The sequence below is a fragment of the Variovorax sp. PAMC26660 genome (assembly GCF_014302995.1).
In the GTDB taxonomy this organism is placed as follows: Bacteria; Pseudomonadota; Gammaproteobacteria; order Burkholderiales; family Burkholderiaceae_C; genus Variovorax.
The window spans coordinates 3,644,420-3,662,553 of sequence record NZ_CP060295.1; the positions used below are offsets into that span (position 1 = coordinate 3,644,420).

The 18,134-nt window shown below is 61.9% G+C and carries 18 protein-coding genes and 1 pseudogene; 7 read left to right on the top strand and 12 right to left on the bottom strand.

Annotated elements, in window-relative coordinates; genetic code table 11:
- Positions 1–12: 12 nt before the first annotated feature.
- From H7F35_RS17315 to H7F35_RS17325, 3 genes are all read left to right on the top strand, one after another.
- Positions 13–243 carry a hypothetical protein gene (locus H7F35_RS17315; RefSeq protein ID WP_187114031.1) on the top strand — a complete coding sequence of 77 codons (231 nt, stop codon included), beginning with the start codon at positions 13–15 and terminating at the stop codon, positions 241–243.
- A 150-nt stretch (positions 244–393) separates the two neighbouring features.
- Positions 394–738: a hypothetical protein gene (locus H7F35_RS17320; protein ID WP_187114032.1), complete on the top strand. Its 345-nt coding sequence runs from the start codon at positions 394–396 to the stop codon at positions 736–738.
- 148 nt (positions 739–886) lie between these two features.
- Entirely contained in the window at positions 887–1,369 is a 483-nt protein-coding gene (locus H7F35_RS17325) for a GreA/GreB family elongation factor (protein WP_187114313.1), read from the top strand.
- Positions 1,370–1,781: 412 nt separating this feature from the next.
- On the opposite strand, the gene H7F35_RS17330 is transcribed toward H7F35_RS17325, so the two are convergent.
- From H7F35_RS17330 to H7F35_RS17340, 3 genes are all read right to left on the bottom strand, one after another.
- A complete protein-coding gene (locus H7F35_RS17330; RefSeq protein WP_187114033.1) occupies positions 1,782–2,291 on the bottom strand; it encodes a DUF1993 family protein in 510 nt (169 codons plus the stop codon).
- Between the two features lie 469 nt (positions 2,292–2,760).
- Positions 2,761–3,396: a TetR/AcrR family transcriptional regulator gene (locus H7F35_RS17335; RefSeq protein WP_187114034.1), complete on the bottom strand. Its 636-nt coding sequence runs from the start codon at positions 3,394–3,396 to the stop codon at positions 2,761–2,763.
- A 6-nt stretch (positions 3,397–3,402) separates the two neighbouring features.
- Positions 3,403–4,308 carry a LysR family transcriptional regulator gene (locus tag H7F35_RS17340; protein WP_187114035.1) on the bottom strand — a complete coding sequence of 302 codons (906 nt, stop codon included), beginning with the start codon at positions 4,306–4,308 and terminating at the stop codon, positions 3,403–3,405.
- Between the two features lie 362 nt (positions 4,309–4,670).
- Between H7F35_RS17340 and H7F35_RS17345 the strand changes: the two genes are divergently transcribed.
- Positions 4,671–5,639 (top strand): LysR family transcriptional regulator, encoded by a 969-nt coding sequence (locus H7F35_RS17345; protein ID WP_187114036.1) that lies wholly within the window; start codon positions 4,671–4,673, stop codon positions 5,637–5,639.
- Between the two features lie 37 nt (positions 5,640–5,676).
- On the opposite strand, the gene H7F35_RS17350 is transcribed toward H7F35_RS17345, so the two are convergent.
- The 4 genes and pseudogenes from H7F35_RS17350 to H7F35_RS35135 form a co-directional block, all read right to left on the bottom strand.
- The gene (locus H7F35_RS17350) at positions 5,677–6,504 is read right to left on the bottom strand and encodes a winged-helix domain-containing protein (protein WP_187114037.1); all 828 of its coding nucleotides are present in this window, start codon (positions 6,502–6,504) and stop codon (positions 5,677–5,679) included.
- A 155-nt stretch (positions 6,505–6,659) separates the two neighbouring features.
- Positions 6,660–7,664 (bottom strand): Bug family tripartite tricarboxylate transporter substrate binding protein, encoded by a 1,005-nt coding sequence (locus tag H7F35_RS17355; protein ID WP_187114038.1) that lies wholly within the window; start codon positions 7,662–7,664, stop codon positions 6,660–6,662.
- Positions 7,665–7,782: 118 nt separating this feature from the next.
- Complete coding sequence (locus H7F35_RS35130; protein WP_410010793.1) at positions 7,783–8,100, bottom strand: YadA-like family protein; 318 nt, start codon at positions 8,098–8,100, stop codon at positions 7,783–7,785.
- Between the two features lie 72 nt (positions 8,101–8,172).
- A pseudogene (locus H7F35_RS35135) lies at positions 8,173–10,401 on the bottom strand (YadA family autotransporter adhesin); the annotation flags it as partial.
- A gap of 97 nt (positions 10,402–10,498) precedes the next feature.
- Here H7F35_RS35135 and H7F35_RS35140 point away from each other — a divergent pair.
- On the top strand, positions 10,499–10,693 hold the full coding sequence (locus H7F35_RS35140; RefSeq protein ID WP_261803692.1) for a helix-turn-helix domain-containing protein: 195 nt from the start codon (positions 10,499–10,501) through the stop codon (positions 10,691–10,693).
- Positions 10,694–10,909: 216 nt separating this feature from the next.
- On the opposite strand, the gene H7F35_RS35145 is transcribed toward H7F35_RS35140, so the two are convergent.
- The 3 genes from H7F35_RS35145 to H7F35_RS17375 all read right to left on the bottom strand — a co-directional run bounded on the left by H7F35_RS35145 (position 10,910) and on the right by H7F35_RS17375 (position 13,055).
- Positions 10,910–11,395 carry a DUF6368 family protein gene (locus H7F35_RS35145; protein WP_410010783.1) on the bottom strand — a complete coding sequence of 162 codons (486 nt, stop codon included), beginning with the start codon at positions 11,393–11,395 and terminating at the stop codon, positions 10,910–10,912.
- 101 nt (positions 11,396–11,496) lie between these two features.
- A complete protein-coding gene (locus tag H7F35_RS17370; protein WP_187114041.1) occupies positions 11,497–11,763 on the bottom strand; it encodes a hypothetical protein in 267 nt (88 codons plus the stop codon).
- 353 nt (positions 11,764–12,116) lie between these two features.
- Positions 12,117–13,055, bottom strand: a complete 939-nt coding sequence (locus H7F35_RS17375) for a LysR family transcriptional regulator (RefSeq protein WP_187114042.1) — start codon at positions 13,053–13,055, stop codon at positions 12,117–12,119.
- 135 nt (positions 13,056–13,190) lie between these two features.
- On the opposite strand from H7F35_RS17375, the gene H7F35_RS17380 reads away from it, so the two are divergent.
- Positions 13,191–14,726 (top strand): M81 family metallopeptidase, encoded by a 1,536-nt coding sequence (locus H7F35_RS17380; RefSeq protein ID WP_187114043.1) that lies wholly within the window; start codon positions 13,191–13,193, stop codon positions 14,724–14,726.
- Positions 14,723–15,718 (top strand): tripartite tricarboxylate transporter substrate-binding protein, encoded by a 996-nt coding sequence (locus H7F35_RS17385; RefSeq protein WP_187114044.1) that lies wholly within the window; start codon positions 14,723–14,725, stop codon positions 15,716–15,718. Before H7F35_RS17380 ends, H7F35_RS17385 begins: the two co-directional genes overlap by 4 nt.
- A gap of 112 nt (positions 15,719–15,830) precedes the next feature.
- On the opposite strand, the gene H7F35_RS17390 is transcribed toward H7F35_RS17385, so the two are convergent.
- A complete protein-coding gene (locus H7F35_RS17390; protein ID WP_187114045.1) occupies positions 15,831–16,856 on the bottom strand; it encodes a ketopantoate reductase family protein in 1,026 nt (341 codons plus the stop codon).
- Positions 16,857–16,860: 4 nt separating this feature from the next.
- Positions 16,861–18,078 (bottom strand): porin, encoded by a 1,218-nt coding sequence (locus H7F35_RS17395; RefSeq protein WP_187114046.1) that lies wholly within the window; start codon positions 18,076–18,078, stop codon positions 16,861–16,863.
- Positions 18,079–18,134: the final 56 nt, after the last annotated feature.

An 18,134-nucleotide genomic window follows, 5' to 3' on the forward strand; every position in this document is an offset into this window, starting at 1 on the left:
GAAATAATCAAAATGATGGATTGGGTCCCTATAGTCTTCGTTACGTTCAAGGTTCTCGTGTTCGGCACGGGCATGTTCTTCGCCATCAAGTGGCACTATGAGCGAGGGAAGAAGGAGAAGCAGAGCGCGGTGCTACGCGCGGGCGGCAAGGTGGCCGCAGTCTTCGTGCTATCGCTCCTGGGCCTCTCGCTCATCACCTTCGGCCTTTGCCGGATGCTCGGTTTGGACTTGACCTTCCCATGATGGCAAACAATAGGCGGCCGATATCCAGTTATGCGGCAGCCATTCCCCGCTGCGGCTATCGGGCAGCGTCGGCACGCGGCCACAAGCGGCCTCTCGTCACACCGCCCAAGAAAAATACCAACTCGCACAACCAGTGAGGACACACAAATCTTGATCGGCATCACGTTCATCTACGAAGAGAACCCCGAACGCCTGCGGCCGCTGGAAGAAGATGGCCCTGACGCACTACACGACCTGACAGTGGTCAACATGGAAGTGATGAATTCGCTGGACTTTGCAGTTCTATGTGGCAAGTCGGTGAAATGGAACCAGGGCGAACCTGCTGTACTGCGGGATGACTTGGTGGTCGTTCGAGTCGCGCCTGAAGCGTTGGATCACGTCCTCGGTGGCCAGCATGCCCGCCTCAATTCAGATCAGCTTGCCGACTTGGATCGGCTGAAAATGTTCGTGATGCAGCATGGCAAAGAACATGCGTGGGAGTTCGCAACGTTCTAGTTTTTTTGCAGAACTCGTGGCAGCCGACCGGTTGAATCCGTCGCCCATAGCTGAAGTTAACCTGCAGCCAACAGAAGCGTCGAAGGCTTCTGGAGCCTTTCATAATCAAAACCTGCCCCCCGCTTGTTCGAGATGCCGACCTTTCGTTATGGATAAATTCTTGCTGCAACAGCAGGTGCTGGAACGGCTCGCCGAAGACCTGCTGCAAGCCGAACAGGCAGTGCGGGCAGCCCATGAAACGGCGACTCACGAAGAAAACATCGCCGAAAACAAATACGACACATTGGGACTCGAAGCCGCCTACCTGGCCACCGGCCAAGCTCGGCGCGCCGAAGCCATACGCCAGGCGATGGCCAATTGGCGCCGATTCCGCCCGCGTCCCTACGACGCCATCAAAGGCATACAGCTCGGCTCGCTGGTCTGCCTGGTCGATTCCGACGACAAGCAGCAACAACTCTTTCTCGGCCCGGATGGGGGCAGCATGAAGTTGGTCAGCGGCACTCAGCTTGTTCAGGTCATCAGCAGCGAAGCCCCTTTGGGTAGGGCAATGCTGGGCAAATGCGAGGGTGATGAGGTGTCGATACAGGTCGCTCCAATCCGACAGCAGTTTGAGGTGCTGCGGGTTCTTTAAGCCGCAAGCAAGTTCACGCCGAATTGGCCGAGGTCAGCAGACATGCAGGCGTCGTGAACGTACCGGCTGACCAGCAAGGTCAGCAGTACTTAAAACCGGCCACTGGGTCGAGATGACACTGGCGCATGAATGACCGCTGCGTGGCCAGGACCGTGAACTCAGGAGGCCGACATCACCGGCCGCAACCGCTGCATAGCCGCCATCAGCAGACCAACGTCGAACGCTCGCAACGGGTCGACTGTGTAATTCACAGACTAACGCAGCAGACATTTGGTCAGCTTTGACCAGACGCCAAGCAAATCAGGGTAGATAAAGCCTCCATCCACAGTTGGCTGAAATCGCGCAGCGACGAAGGCTCTGGTTGCTATCGAGCGGCAGTGGCCAGAGTGGCTGAACTCCTGTCTGTCTCGGGTTAGTAGGCACCCATGTAGTCGCGCTTACCGATCTCAATACCATTGTGTCGCAAGATGGCATAGGTGGTGGTCACGTGGAAGAAAAACTGCGGCAGTCCATAGTGCAGAAGATATGCGCTTGCGGTCAGCTTCTTTTCCTTTGGGGTGCCGGGGCGCAATACGATCTCGCGGCTCTCGCTTGAATCAAATTGCTCAGACTTGAAGGAGCCGATATGGGCCAAAGCTTTGGCGATCAACGCTTGCAGGTCGGCGAAGCTGACCTCAGTGTCGGGCCAGGACGGCACCTCGGCACCAGCCAGGCGGGAGGCAATGCCCTTGGAGAAATCTGCGGCGATCTGTACCTGACGTACCAGCGGAAACATGTCGGGGAACAGCCGCGCCTGCAGCAGCGCATTTGGATCGATATTTTTTTGCGTCGCGTGGTCTTCGGCCTTCTTGAGCACGTCGGACAGGGCGCGCAGCATCTGCTGCATGACGGGAACGGAGGCGTTGTACAGCGGGCTGGTCATAGTGAGTTCATTTTTAAAATTGGGCACGATGGCCCGAGTTGGCGTGGCAGAGGCCCTGCCGACCATGTAAGGCTAACAGCACAGGGCGAACTGAATCGCCCCGGCTCTTGTGGCCAGCTTTTCTTCCCGCTGGTAGTCGGAGCAGCCGCGTTGAAGGGCAGTTCACTAGCAAGAAGCGGACGTCAATTTGCAGACGCCCGACAGACCGCGATCGCTGCATTGCCGCCCTTCAGGTATGCCCGCTCCAGACTGGTTGCAGACATCTCTGCCATCGCCGCAAAAACGGTTGCTCACGAGACTGCAAATAGAGGACTGTTAGAGCGCACTGCCGTCATTCGAGGCGGATTAGGGCAGTCGCCGCGCATCGACAACAAGCGCCGGAGCAGGCGAAGACCGCAGGCTAGCGTACTGGAACCGGGCGACAGCGTCGACTTGGTGTTTCACGACCTATGGACCAGAACTGTATTGTTCAGCCGTCCCGGTCGATCTCTTCCTCCAGCATGGCAAGCGCACCGACGATGAGTGCATTCATGCCCTGAACGAGCTCGGTCTCCATCTCGGCCTCTTCCGCCGCGCGGTCTGCGCCTTCGAGCGGTTCCCGGCCTGCCACGGAATACACCGTGTCGGCCACGGCAATGCAGTGGAATGCCACGGTCGCCAGCAACCATCGCGCATGCGCCTTGGAGATGCCGTAGGCCTTCGCGATATGGCTCTGGTGCCCGTCGATCTTGGCGATCATGGGCCGTGTCGCGGCCAACCTGCGGATCACGAAAGGCGTGAGCCCGGGATGCGCCTTGACGAACTCCCGTGCCGACGCGGTGAACACAGTCAGGTACGTCTTCAGTTCATCGCGCCCTGTGCCGCATGCCTGCGGAATCTGCCATCGGCTGAAGATTTCTTCGGCGACCAGGCGCTTGAGCGCTTCCAGACTCGGAACGTGCTTGTAGAGCGCCATGTGACTGACCCCGAGCGCTGCGGCGACACCGACAAAGGTGATGTTTGGCAGGCCGATCTCGATGCCCGCCTCGGCGATCCGCTCGCGTGTGATGGTGCGTGGACGCCCACGCGTCGCAGGTGTTGTTTGTGGCGGTTTGCCGTCACCCACTCAGTCTCAGTCATCGGCGCTGGCACTTACAAAGGCATCCTTGAACGCGATCAGAAGCGGCGACTTGGCAGCGCCCGCGCGCGTCATGACGACACCCGTCCTTGGCAGCTGCAAGGCCGGCAGATCCAGCACATGCAAATCAGCGCCATCGACCTGCCGCAGCGATGCCAGGGGCGCCAGCGTGATCAGATCCGTGGCCCTGATCAGCGTGAGGTGGAAATTGGAGTACGTCTCAGCCTGGACCGCCACTCTTGGGGATTTGAGCTTGTGGCTAGCAAAAACCGCATTCAGCGCACGCCAGATGCTCGATTGGGGCGCTGCAAAAACCCACTCGTAGTCCTGCAGGTCGGCAAGCTCCACTTTGGCGAGCAACGAGAGAGGATGACCTGCACGCACGACGGGTCGACAGCGATCGATGCCGAACACCGTGCAGTCGCATCCATTCGCATCTTCCACATTGGTTGACAGCACCGCTATATCCAACTCGCCACTTCGCACGGCTTGAATCATGAGCCTGTCGGACTGCCCTACGCGCATCCTCACGCGCAGCTTCGGGTGTGCGCGCAACAAGCCGCTCAGCGCATCGGCGACCGCTTCGGCCCTCGTCATGTCTGCAAAGCCGATGCGCAGCAACCCGCCTCTTGCACGCTGCATTTCCGAGGTCACGCGAATGGCGTCGCCGTAACAGGCACTCAGATTCCGCGCTGCACCGAGAAAGCGTTGGCCAGCGGTGGTGAGGCGTGTCTGGCCGGAATTGGGCTCGAACAGTTGCAGGCCAAGATCATTCTCAAGGCGCTGCACAGCCTTGCTCAAAGTCGATTGAGTGAGAACGGCCTTCGCTGCGGCTTGTGCCAGGCCGCCTGCCGACACAACGGCCAGAAAGTAGTCGATATCGCGAAGCGTAAGACTCACGACAGACCTCCTCGGATCAAAGAATCAATCGGTCACACGCAGTGTATGTATTTTGGCGGGGGCGATTTTCTGCCGGCGTCGATGCTGCAAGCCGCCCTGAATTCGCTCCCGATGCAGACGGTTATCAGAGATCACGTGGTTTGGAATGAATACATCGACGGCGCAGACCTAGACTTCATTTTCGGAAGGGGAGGAGACGAGCGCACATTCCTTGTGCGGAACATCAAGGCATGGTCGAGAGGGGACATCAAGAAAAAGGCCCGCAGGGGAGGAGCACAGCGGCGTGCGCTCCCCCGCGCCAGCCAAGCTGGTTCTTACCGTCCTTCATTCGCGCCGTGGCAGCGAGCCACTAGCACGCGGCCATGGCGTTCACGCTCAAGGACATCGACCATTTCCTGGCAGTCACAAGGGCCGGGCACCTCGCGCATGCGGCCCAGACCCACAACCTGACGCCATCCGCGCTGACGAAATCGATACGAAGGGTCGAAAACGCCTTCGGCATCGAACTCTTTGAGCGCAACGCCCGAGGCGTACACCTCACCCAGGCCGGACTCCGCTTTCTCGAGGTCGCCCAGCGGATGAGTGCGGGCTATGCAGACGCCACGCGCCTGGTGGCAGAGCTGCGGGATCAAAAATCGGAGTTCATACGCATCGGGTTTTCGGGTGCAGTTCGCGCAATCCAGACGTCCGAAGCGATTGCAGTCATGCTGACCGAGCACCCGGGGCTGAAGATATCGTGCCGAACCGAATTGCCCTGTGCCTTGCTCGTCCAGGCCATTCGCAACGGCGAGCTGGACATGGCCATTGCCTCTACCCTTGACCCCGCGCCGACAACAGATCTCGACGACGTCGCATTGGGTCTCGACCCCCTGCTTCTTGTCGTCCGGTCAGACCACCCACTGACCTGCAAGAACACGTTGGCGCTCTCCGACCTGCAGCCGTACCGCTGGTCATTGACCTCTTCGTCCTTTGCAATCAACGGCGCACTGAATGCGCTCTTCGAAAATGAAAACCTCGCACCGCCCAGAGTGGCGATTCAATCCGACCGTGCATCGGAGTTCGCGCTCTTGCTCACACTGCACTCCGACCTGATGACACTGGTGTCGCGTTCGCTATGGAACATCGTCGGCGGCGGGGGCCTGAGCATACTGACCGCCCCCAACTTCAAGATGGCCCGGTCGGTCCGGCTTCTGACACGCAGCGGTGTCGCGTGGACGCCCCTGACGATGGCGCTCAAGGAGGCGCTAGCCACCAGAACCCTGTCGATGCTGACAGCAGAAAGGGAAGCGGAGAACCAACGGCACCGGGATCGCTCGCGTCACAGCGATTGAATGCGGCAGGTCGAGCCTCAGCCGGCAAGGCCATCATTCATTCGTCGTCCAGCGACAGCAGATAGCCGTGACCGTACACCGAGGACAGCCTTTCGCCACTCTCCGGTTTGAGTCGGAGTTTCCTGCGTATGTTCGCGATGTGCACGTCGATGGTTCGTGTTCCAACATCATCGTGGCGGTTCCTGGACCAGACAGCATCGAAGATCGCATCGCGCGACTGTTTGACACCGGCATTGCGGAACAGGAACAACGCCAGATCGAATTCGCGGGGTTTCAGCCGAACACGCCCGTCGTCGAATGTCACGGTGTTGCCGCGCGGGTCGAACAGGTAACGGCCGAAGACCAGGGGTTCCGAAATCACCAGGGATTCCGCCGCCTTGATGGAGGCGGAGACACGCACCACCATCTCGCACTCTTCGCAAGGCACCATGACGAAATCAATCGCCGCATCCATCACGAAGGTATCGGCTTGCCGGATTTGCTCGGGGTGCATCATCAGCAACACGGGCATGGGCACGCCAGCGGCGCGACGCAAAATCCGCGCACCCGTGAGCGCCGCATTCTGGTCACCGTCGAACGAAGCCAGCACGCTGTCGAACCTGGCCCCCGAGATCAGTGCGCTCACCAGGTCCTCGGTACGCGCGAACTCTGAAACGCGGTGCCCTAACGTACAGACCACGTCGAGCACGAAGTCCCTGTTCGGTCCTGAATCCTCGAGCACGGCAATGCGCTTTCCCGATTCCGACCAGATGTCGGCAAATCCGATCGTCCGAGGTCTCGCGTCCGGATATCGATCGCTCACTTCATACCTTGCCAAAGCAGATCCCTTCTTTGTCACGACCTCGAGCGCTGTTCGTTGCCGCATGCTGCCTTGTCGGCGCAAGGCAGCACAGCAGGCTTTTCGAATCCATCGAGGCGGAAAATTGTTAACGTCGATTGAATCTACTGCGGGTGCTCATGCCGCCCCATTCCCGAAGCGGTAGATATCCATAAGGCAGTCGGGATCCGCAGGCTCTTTGATCAATCCGCCACGGCAATGCTGGCGCTCCGTGCAAACGCACGCCACTTGCGATCTTCTTCGCGCGCAAAAGACAGAACGTCGGCAGGCGATCCCTCCCCTGGCATGGCGCCGGTGATCTGCATCGGCTCCTTCATCGCCTGCGAGACCATGATCTCGTTGATCCATTTGTTGAGTTGCGCAACGCGCGCCGATGGCACCTTGTCGGACACGGCCAGTGCATGCCATTGGCAGATTTCGTAGCCCGGGACTCCGGCCTCCTGCATCGTTGGTACTTGCGGCAACGTGCCAAACAGACGGGTCGCGCTTGTCACCGCGTACACCCTGAGCCTGTTCGCCTTGATGTAGGGAAGGAGCGGCATCACGCCAAGAATTCCCAGGGGGACCTGTCCGCTGACGACGTCCCCGACGGCTTGAGCACCGCCCTTGTAGGGCACGTGCAGCATCGAGGTTCCGGCCATCCTGTTGAGCAGCTCGCCCGCCAGGTGCTGGGGTGTTCCAACGCCCGATGAGGCATAGCTCCATGCGCCCGGCCTGCGACGCATGTCCGCCAGGAGCGCCTGCAGATCCGCGGGAGGATTGTTGGCCATGGAAGCCACCAGCACCATGGGGCCCTTCGCGAGCAGGGCTACCGGCGCGAGCCCATTGCCCAGGTGCGGCACGTCGCGCCCATCGAAACCCGGCCCCGCAACGCTCACAAGCGTATAGCCGTCCGCAGGTGCTGCCGCCGCCGCGTGCAGCGCGAGCGCGCCCGAGGCCCCGCTCTTGTTCTCGACGATCACAGGCTGCCCTGTCTTGCGACTCAGCAACCGGGCCACCATGCGCGCCTGTGTGTCGACTGTGCCGCCTGAAGGGAAGCCGACGATCCAGGTGATCGGCCTGGCATGGGGCCACTCGGGCACTGCAGCTTCGGAAGCCCGCGCCAGGCCGGGCGCGAGGGCTGCCAGAAAGCCCAGCACCCAGAGCCTCGTTCGGGCCGCAAGAGCATTCGCGATCATTCCGTGCATGGCGTCCAAAAAATCAAGCCGGTGAAATCAGCCGCCTTCATTGCTTCTCGCGACCATACGCTCAGTCTTTTCTGCATTCAATACATCCGCGGTTCACATCGCATGCCGGCTCGGTGGCTCACTTCCACTTCCAGCCGATACCGGCGTTGATGCCCCACTCCTTGCCCGTGGTCGACAGGCCCGCGCCCCAGGACATCTTGCCGTCGTCCGACAGCGCCTTGAAGGTCAGCGCCACCGCGCTGTAGCCCTTGTACGAGCCCAGGCCAACACCGACTGTCTTTTCTCCGGGGTACAGCGTTGGCAGATAGGTCCCAGACATCGCGAAGGCCATCGCCGAGCCCGAGTAGGCAATGCGCGCCACCTCACCCACCTGGCTTTGCACCTGGTTGAGCTGCCCGACGTTGACCGCGTCGCCCGGCTGGATGCCTGGTGCCACGTTGCTGATGCGCGTGCCACCCGGTACACCGTTGCCCAGGTTGACCTGGTTGTAGTTGACCGAGCCGTCCGGATTGGTCGCGTACTGGATGCTGCCGGCCTTTGAGGCATTCGACGCTGCCTTCAACTGCGCCACGTTGGTCGCGTCGCTGTCGGCCGAGCCTGCCGCCACGCCCGTGATCTGGCGGAACTGGTTGCTGTTGGCATCGCCCACCGAGACCGCGGCCTGCGTGCTGGTGGTCGCTGCGATGGCGGCCTGCTGGTCTGCCGTCGCATTGCCCGGTACGTAGCCGGACACCCCTGCAGGCCTGGAAGCCACCGAGCCCGAGCCCAATGCCACGCCGCCGCTTTGCTGCACCACCGCACCGAAGCCGATGGCCGTGCCCTTGGACACGTTCTGCGCCTGGCTCAGCGGCGTGCCGCCGGCGTCGGCGTTGTCACCCAGCGCCACGCCACCACCGCCCGCACGCGAGTTGACACCGATGGCCTGCGACCCTGTAGCAAGCGCCCCCGTTCCGATCGCGATGGCATTGGCTCCCGTGGCCTGGGCGCCGAAGCCGATCGCCACCGCGCCGTCGGCCGTGGCCTTCGCTCCGTTGCCGGCGGCAAAGGAGTTGTCGCCGCTGGCCACCGACTGCGGTCCGATGGCCACGGCTTCCTGGCCGCTGGCGTCTGCATCGGCGACTGTCGAGTTCGCGTGGAAGTACTTGGTGCCCGTGTTGTAGATGTTGTTGACCGACGTGCTCAGGCTGCTGACATTGAGATTGGTGGTACTCAATCCGGTAGACAGGCTGCCGACGCCACTGGCCACCGTGCTCAGGCCGGTCGAGGTTGAGGTCGAGAGGCTGGCCAGATTGGTGTTCGTTGTGCTCAGACCCGTGGACAGGCTGCCGATGCCGCTCGTTGCCGTGCTCAACCCCGTCGATGTGGAGGTCGACAGGCTGTCCAGGTTGCTGTTCGTCGTGCTCAGGCCCGTAGACAAGCTGCCGATGCCGCTCGTCGCAGTACTCAGCCCGGTCGAGGTCGAGGTCGACAAGCTGGCCAGATTGCTGTCTGTTGTGCTCAACCCCGTGGACAGGCTGGAGATGCCACTGGTCGCCGAGCTCAGCCCCGTCGAGAGGCTTCCGATGCCGCTCATTGCGGTGCTCAGCCCCGTAGAGGTCGAAGTCGACAGGCTCGCAACGCTGCTGTTGGTCGTGCTCAGGCCCGTGGACAGACTGTTGATGCCGCTGGTTGCGGTGCTCAGCCCTGTCGAGGTAGAAGTCGACAAGCTGTCCAGGTTGCTGTTGGTGGTGCTCAGCCCCGTCGACAGGCTGCCAATGCTGCTCGTCGCAGTGCTCAAGCCAGTGGACGTCGAGGTCGACAGACTTGCAACGTTGCTGTTCGTTGTGCTCAGGCCCGTGGACAGGCTGTTGATGCCGCTGGTCGCCGTGCTCAGGCCTGTCGAGGTGGAGGTCGACAGGCTGTCCAGGTTGCTATTGGTCGTGCTCAACCCAGTCGACAGACTTCCGATGCTGCTCGTCGCTGTGCTCAAGCCGGTGGACGTTGAAGTCGACAGGCTCGCAACATTGCTGTTGGTCGTGCTCAGGCCCGTGGACAGGCTGTTGATACCGCTGGTCGCCGTGCTCAGCCCTGTCGAGGTGGAAGTCGACAAGCTGTCCAGGTTGCTGTTGGTGGTGCTCAGGCCTGTTGAAAGGCTACCGATGCCACTCGTTGCGGTGCTCAAGCCGGTCGACGTGGAGGTCGACAAGCTGTCGAGGTTGCTGTTGGTGGTGCTCAGGCCGGTCGACAGACTGCCAATGCTGCTCGTCGCGGTGCTCAGCCCTGTGGACGTCGAAGTCGACAAACTGGCGACGTTGCTGTTCGCGGTGCTCAGGCCCGTTGAAAGGCTACCGATGCCACTCGTTGCGGTGCTCAAGCCGGTCGACGTGGAGGTCGACAGGCTGTCCAGGTTGCTGTTGGTCGTGCTCAGGCCAGTCGACAGGCTACCAATGCTGCTTGTCGCGGTGCTCAATCCAGTGGAAGTCGAAGTCGACAGGCTGGCGACGCTGCTGTTCGTCGTGCTCAGGCCCGTAGACAGGCTACCGATGCCACTCGTTGCAGTGCTCAAGCCAGTCGACGTGGAAGTCGACAAACTATCAAGGTTGCTGTTGATGGTGCTCAGGCCGGTCGACAGACTGCCAATGCTGCTCGTCGCGGTGCTCAGCCCTGTGGACGTCGAAGTCGACAAACTGGCGACGTTGCTGTTCGTGGTGCTCAGGCCCGTTGAAAGGCTACCGATGCCACTCGTTGCGGTGCTCAAGCCGGTCGACGTGGAGGTCGACAGGCTGTCCAGGTTGCTGTCGCTGAAGCCGTTGGAATTCGAGCTGGCACTTGAATTCTTCCGGCACATGAATTCCATGGTGACGCGCGAGAGGCTCTACGCGGTGCTGTGGGGCGACTTGCCCAGTTCTCCGAAATCCAGAAAGCTCGATGTGTGTGTTTCCAATGTCCGTAGAAAGCTGGGGCTGGGGCCCGACAGCGGCTTTCTCTTGAGGTCGATCTACCGGCGCGGCTACGAACTCAATGAAGTGACGCCGCAAGCCGGGGGCTGAACGCAAGCGCCGCTTTGAACCGCGCCAGTTCGCCTGCCTGGTATCGCATCGTCCGAACCTCAGAGCCTCAAGGTATCGCCTGCAGCAGTGCGAATCCGGTCCGCTGATTGCTGCGCGCGGCCGGAGGCTTTGGTGGCCTGACGGTTTAGAGGCATATGCCGACTGTGGCCGAGGGGTGAACGTCCGGTCCTGGCCGGCCTGAGACGGTCGAGTGTCTCACTTCACCATGCGAAAGGCCGCGCTTGCGAGCCATGCGCGAAGTTCCTCGGGGTCAGCGACCGAAATGTAGGCAGTGTGACCGGCGGCCGCCTGATACGCGACTCTCGCGGCCTGACCGTCAAGTTCTGGAATCTCCCCACACAGGTCAACGACCCCAGATAGCTTCTCCGAAAGCCAGAGTGCCATTTCACCCAAGATTCGATGGTCTTTCGCGTCGTTGCACATGGCGGCCAGCCCAATCTCCTGAAGTGGGGCCCAACCAAGGGCCTCCTTCATGGCTCTCAGGTCAACCTCGTCCCTGGGCTCAGAAAATAGGACGAACGGCCGACGCTCCCCCTCATAGGTCCCACCAACTTTCCGTGTGTCACGGACCCAGAAGGAGTTTCCGTCTCTCTCATGTCCGACCAAGCGGACAAGGTCGTCAACGAGCTCGTCCGAAACGCGGGCCCTGGGACTCAATACGGAGCAACTTGGACCTGCCATTCGATCTGGATGATGAATTTGGATGAAGTACGCCTGGCGCCATGGAGCCAGGCGTGAACTGGCCGGTCAAGTCGAACGTCGTCTTGTGGCCGAGGGCCGACCTAACCATCCTCGCGAAGCCAGCGCTTGGCCAACGCAGCACTCCGGTGTCGAAGTCGCTGCGCCTTCTGCCGAGTTTCAGCGATTCGGCTGAGCGCTTCAACGATTTCTTCGTCCAATGGCACGCCTTGTTCCAGCCAACCGACAGCCAGGTCAATCCAGTACTCCATCTCCGATCCGAGCCCTGCAAGCACCACGCGGCGAGTCGAAAACGGCCCACGGTTCTCGGTATGCGGCTTCTCAAGGAAGATGAGCGGGCGTGGGTCCATTGCAATGTCGTCGCCTTGGGGAATGTCTGGTTCTGGCGGCGGCATTCTGCCATTTGGTTTGTAGTCACTGGCAGCGCGTCGAAAGTTGAGAGGCGCATCTTGAAAGCTCAGCGGCGTTCCGCACCGGCATCAGCGGCTTGGCGGATCCAGCGACGGTGTCTCAGACTTGCTGATGCCAGCAGGCAGACCTTGCGCTGACCTTCTCATAGGTGATCTTGTCTCAGACTTTATTGGCAAAGAACAGCGTGCAGCCGAGCCGCCAATGCCTGATGCGCAAGCATCACCGAGACGCGCATCCCCTATCCCCCTAAAGACGCGATGCCGGCGAGCCTGTCTCCCTTCTCCCCTGAAGTTCAGCAAGCCAACTTCAAGACCAACTCGCGAAAAGCCTTGGCGGGTGCACGCGACGTCAGTGCACTGTTCCAGACCATCACTACAGCCTCGAGTCGACATCCGAGCTTGAACGGCAGCACCTTCGCCGCCCCTGCAAGCTCCAACTGCACAGCAATTCCCTCCGGGTACACCGCGAGAAAATTCGACGCCCGCAGGAGCTGAGTCGCTACGGATACATCGCTGACTCGCACACCGCGTTCCGGCGGCGGCGTATCGAGCGCTCGAAATGCTGTTTGGAGGTGATGAAGCATCCGTGTTCCCTGCGACGGGATGCACCAGTCCTGCTCGCTGAGCACTTGCGCCGTGATTCGCTTCCGCTTGAGCAACGGATGCGTGGCGCTGGCAACCACGACCAATTTCTGCGCTGCAACGATGGGCGTGTTCTGCAGCGACTTTCGCAACAAGCGGGGATCGTCGTAGGCAAAGAGCAAGTCAAGCACGCCTTCGTCGAGTTGCTCGATCAGCTCCGTCTGTCCTCCTTCGAGGACGCTGATGTCGACATCCGGAAGTGCTTCGCGATAGGCACACATGGCCCGCGCAATGAGGGCATGGGCCAATGTGGAGCGAAAGGCCATGCTGAAGGAGCCTCGTGTTCCCTCGCGAATGGAATGCAGCGACTCGGCCATGCGCCCCAGCTGCCCGACCAGAAGCGCCGAACCTTCGAGCATTTCTTTTCCGATGTCGGTAGCCCGCATGCCGCGGCGTCCTCTCTCGAACAACGGCATGCCCACGATCTCTTCGATCTCGGCCAAGGTCTTTGAAATGGCGGCGGGACTCACGTGCAGATGTTCCGCAACTTTCGCGGCCGTCTCCAGTTCGCCCAGTGCCTGGATGACCCGCAAGTGGCGAAATTTCAGGCGGGACAGCAACGCCTGGATTGGATGGGAAAGAGAAAGCATAGGACCTCGAGCGTCACACAAGTGTTAACCGTTGGATCAACTCGAATCAATTTTTTTTCGCTTTCTGGTTGACTCTGACGGGCCTACATTCGCCTCCGACCGAAGCGGGGGCTTCGTAGAAACCGGAAGCTGAAGATGCACTTTGTGATTGCCATGATGCGGCACGAAACCAATACCTTTTCACCCGTGGCGACGCCGCTCGCCTCGTTCAATCGGGGGTCGAGAACCGAAGGGCCTGCGTTCGGCGAGGCGGCGGTTCAGGGGTGCGAAGGCACCAACACGGCTGCGGCCGCCTTCATCGACATGGCACGCAAGCAAGGGGACAGCTTTGTCATGCCCTTGCTGGCCAACGCCGTGCCGAGCGGCGTCGTGACCGCAGAGGCGTTTGCGCTCATGTGCGAGGCCATCCTGAAGGAGGTCCACAAAGGGTGCGACGCCGTTCTTCTCGATCTGCATGGCGCCATGGTGGTCGAGAGTCACGACGACGCCGAGGGCGAATTGCTCTACCGCATTCGGACCATCGCACCGAACGTTCCGATCGCGGTGGCGCTGGACCTGCATGCGAACTTCAGCGAGGCGATGGTGGCCAATGCGACCACGATCGCCGGTTACTGCACCTACCCCCACATCGACATCTACGAGACCGGCGTGCGTGCCGCGCGCACGCTGATGGCCGCCTTGAGAGGCGAGGTGCGGCCGGTCATCCTCCGTCGAACCTTGCCCATGCTCACGCACACGCTGCGGCACTCGCCACGGGAGCAACCCATGAAGGACATCATGGACCGCGCAATGGCGGCCGAGCGCGAAGGGGAAGTCCTCAGTGCCTCGGTGTTCGGCGGCTTTCCCCTGTCGGATATTCCCCATGTCGGCTTCACCTTGCTTGTCGTCGCCGATGCAGATCGGCAGGACCCCGCGCAGCGGCTGCTCGACGAACTGGAAACGATGGCATGGAGCCGGCGCGCCGATTTCGTGTTTCCCCTGGAGTCGATGGTGGAATCGCTGCGGTTCGCCAAGTCGCTCGAAGACGGTCCGATCGTGCTGGCCGACCATGGCGACAACTGCGCGTCAGGTGGCACGACCGACCAGATGATGGTGCTGGCCGAGGTCATGCGCCAAGGGCTTGCCGATGTCGTGGCTGGCCCCTTTTGCGATCCCGCCGCCGTTGCCGAAATGATCACCGCCGGCGTTGGCCAGGAGATCACGGTGGCCGTCGGCGGCAAGATCGACAGCCCGGCGCTCAATCTGCGAGGGCACCCTCTCCAACTGACCGGTCGCGTGAAGACCATCACCGATGGCATCTTCCAGGTCACCGGCCCGATGTTCACGGGAATGCAGGTCAGGTTGGGCCGCGTTGCCGTCCTGGAGACGAAAGGCGTCCTTGTCGTGGTCTGCGAGAAGCCGCAGGAGCCCTACGACACGGGGGTGTTCACGCACGCGGGCATAGACCCCACGCGCAAGAAATACATCCTGCTCAAGTCGCGGCAACATTTCCGGGCTGGCTTTGAACCCATTGCAAGACACATCGTGCTGGTCGCCGGGTTCGGCGTGTGCAGCTCCGATCTCAGCAGCTTTCCGTACAAGAACCTGCCGCGTCCCATCTATCCACTGGATGCGGACGTCGAGCTGAAAAAAGCAATCCTCCCGCAACCTCGCGAAGGCATTCCTCGATGAAGCACACACTCAACTTTCTGCGCAAGCTTGCGAGCGCTTTCGCAACGGTGCTCGTTCTCGGTCTGCCATGTGGCGCTGTCAACGCAGGCAATGCCGACGCACCGACTCGCATCATCATTGGGTTCGCACCAGGCGGCGCATTGGATGCGCTCACGCGACTGCTTGCCGAGAGGCTGCGTACCTCGCTCGGTGAAATCATCCTGGTGGAAAACAAACCCGGTGCATCGGGCCGAATGGCACTCGAAGCCGTGAAGCGGGCCCCACCCGACGGAAAGACCATCCTCATTACGGCCAGCTCCCCCATCGTCATGTACCCGCTGACGTACAAGCGCTTGCCATATGACCCGGACAAGGACCTTGCACCTGTGGCGAATCTCGCGGACGTGCCGATGGTGGTGTCCACCAGTCCGGACCAGCCCTACAAGACGATGCCGGAATACGTCGCGTGGGTGAAGCGCCATCCGGAGTCCCCGGGCGTCGGATTGGTTGCACTTGGCGGCGGTACGCACTTCGGCACTCTCTCGCTGGCAAAAAGCATCAACGTGCCATTGACGCCGGCGGCGTATCGCGGTGGCGCACCTATGCTCAGTGACGTCATGGGCGGCATGCTGCCGATTGGCATCGATGCCGTGGCAACCCAGTTCGGGCTTTACAAGGCCGGGAAGCTGCGCTACCTGGGCGTGTTGGGGTCCAAGCGCACTGCGTTGCTGCCCGACATCCCAACGCTCAAGGAGGCCGGGGTTCCCGGGTTCGATGCAGTGACGAATTGGTATGCCGCGTTCGTGCCGGCCGGAACGCCCAGTGCGACGGTGGGTCGCCTGGAGAAGGCAATGATCGAGGCCGTGATGGAGCCTGGCTTTCGCGCAAAGCTGGCCGAGTTGGGCATGGAGTCCTCGGGCCGGCCCGCCTCCGAGGTGCGCAAGCTCATCCAAGCGGAGCGCGCCCAGTGGAAGCCCATCGTGGAAGCTTCGGGATTCACTGCCGATGAGTGAGGATTGAAGCCGGCGAATCCTTGTCGGGGGCCCATCAACGGACACTCCCATCCCGCAAGCAAGCACACAAGCGGAGTGGCGGTACGCCGAGGCCGATCAGCACAGCAATCGATCAAGGACCCGCAACGCCAGGCATGTACAGACCGGCCTGCTGCGCGCGCATGCAGGCCAGCGCGAAGGCGCTCTCCAACTGCGGCACCTGCTGCTGCAGGGCCGATGCGCTTTCGAGCGCGGCACCGAGGATCGCGTCGAGTTCCACGCTGCGCCCGGCCTCCAGGTCCTGCAGCATCGAGGTCTTGATCGCACCGAGCTTGCGTGTCTGCGCCATGCGCTGCGTCGCATCGGTCTGGATCGTCAGACCCAGGCTCCGGCCGAGCGTGATGCACTCGTTCATCATGCGTTCAAAGAGTTGCCGCATCGGACCATCGTCCAGCATCCGGTCGGTCGTCACACCGGTCAGCAGGCTCAGTGGATTGGCGCAGGCATTGCCCAGAAGCTTGAGCCAAAGCTCGCTGCGGATGTCGTCGCTCACGACCGCGCCAAGCCCGGCATCGGCCAGCACGCCGGCCCAGTGCTGCACGCGTGCGCTGTTCCCTCCGGCGGGCTCCCCGATGGATACGCGGCCGCCGGAGCTGTGCACCACGGAGCCAGGCTCCGGGCAATGACAGGAGGCCATCACGCTGCCACCAAGCACCTGTTGCATGTCGATGGTTCTTTCGATGGCCCCTTCGGGATCGACCCTGCGCAGGCGCAGACCCGACAGTGGCTTGCCGGGCACCAGGAAGTACCACCATGGCAAGCCATTGCCGATTGGCAGCACCGTGGCGCCTCCTTGCAAGAGGGGCGACAGCGTGGGCACCACGGTCGGCAGCACATGCGACTTGAGCGCCAGCACCACGAGTTCAGGCGACTCCATCTCCAGTGGTGATGCCGCGGCCCGAACGGCGATGCTTCGCTGCGGTTCCGAGCCGCTCGCGTAGCGCAGGCCATGTTTTTGAATCGCATCCAGCGTGGCACCGCGGTCGAGCACGGTGACCGAGTGCCCAGCCTCTGCGAGCCGCGCCGCGAAGTGGCCGCCGATGGCCCCCGCGCCGATGACCGCGATGCGCAAGGGCTGCGTGCTGGAGGGGGAACGCATGGGCTCAGAAGGCATGGCGAAGCCCCAGGTCATAGCCGGTCGAGCGCTTGGGCGAAAAAGCGCCCAACACATAGCTCGGGCCACCCACGGACAGCGCCGCGCCGTTCTTGTTGTCGATGCGCGCAACGCTCGCATACAGCGCGGTGCGCTTGGACAGGTTGTGCACGTAGCTCAACGCGATCTGGCTCGCCTTCGGGTCCGGCGTGCTGCTGAACGGACGGTTGTAGTCGTACTTCACCTTCGCATACGACGCCCGGATCACGCCCGGACCCACCGGCACGTTGACGCCGAACATCACACCCGTGAGATCGACGTCGGACGATGTGCCGGCAGCCAGGCCGGTGACGATCGTCCGGTTCTTGATGCGCGACACCTCGCCGAAGAGCTTCGCCGGGCCCAGGTCGTATGCGGCGCCGAGGTTGACGGTGTCTTGTCGCAGCGTGGTGCCCGCGAGGTAGTCGCTCAGCAGCGTGTTGCGGCTGAGGGCCAGCGCCACGTTCAGCGGCCCCCGCTCGTAGCCGAAGCGCCCGCCGGTGAAGCGGCCCGAGCGCGTGTCGGTCGCAGCGGGCGTCAGGGCGCCGGGCGAGGTGTGGTTCTTTTCATTGAAGGCGTACTGCACCTGTCCGTAGAAACCGCCCAGGTTCGCCGGCAGGAAGTAAGCCACCATGTTGCTGCTGCGCGCATAGGCGTTGGCCAGCACGGCGGACACGCCCGGCGCTTGCGGCACGCCCATCTTGCTCATCGCCGTGCCGGCGCGATAGATCAGGTTGACGCCCACACCGTTGACGCCGAGCGGGTCGAACACGAAATCGTTGGTGAAGGTCGCGTTGATGTCCCGGCCCAGCCGGATCTCGCCGAAGCCGCCGGACAGGCTGACCGTCGAGCGGCGCGCAAAACTCTGGATGCCTTCCTGCCCCGAGTCGTTCGTGATCGACGATTCGAGCCAGAAGCTCGCAGCCAGTCCGCCGCCCAGATCCTCGGTGCCGCGAAAGCCGACGCGGCTGGACGCGAGGCCCGAATTCGACAGCACGCGCTGGCTGGCGGTGCGGCTGCCCTGGTTCAGGTAGAACGGATTGGCCAGCGTGGCCGTTCTGGGATCCGTCGACTTGTTCGAATAGCCGCTGATGCCGGCATCGACCACGCCGAACAGCGTGATCGAAGATTGGGCGCACGCCGCACCGGCAAGCCCGGTGGCTGCAAGGCCTATCGCAAAAATCCTCATTGCTTGTCTCCTCCATGAAAGTTGGGGAGCGCATTGTTGGAGGAGCGATGGCATCG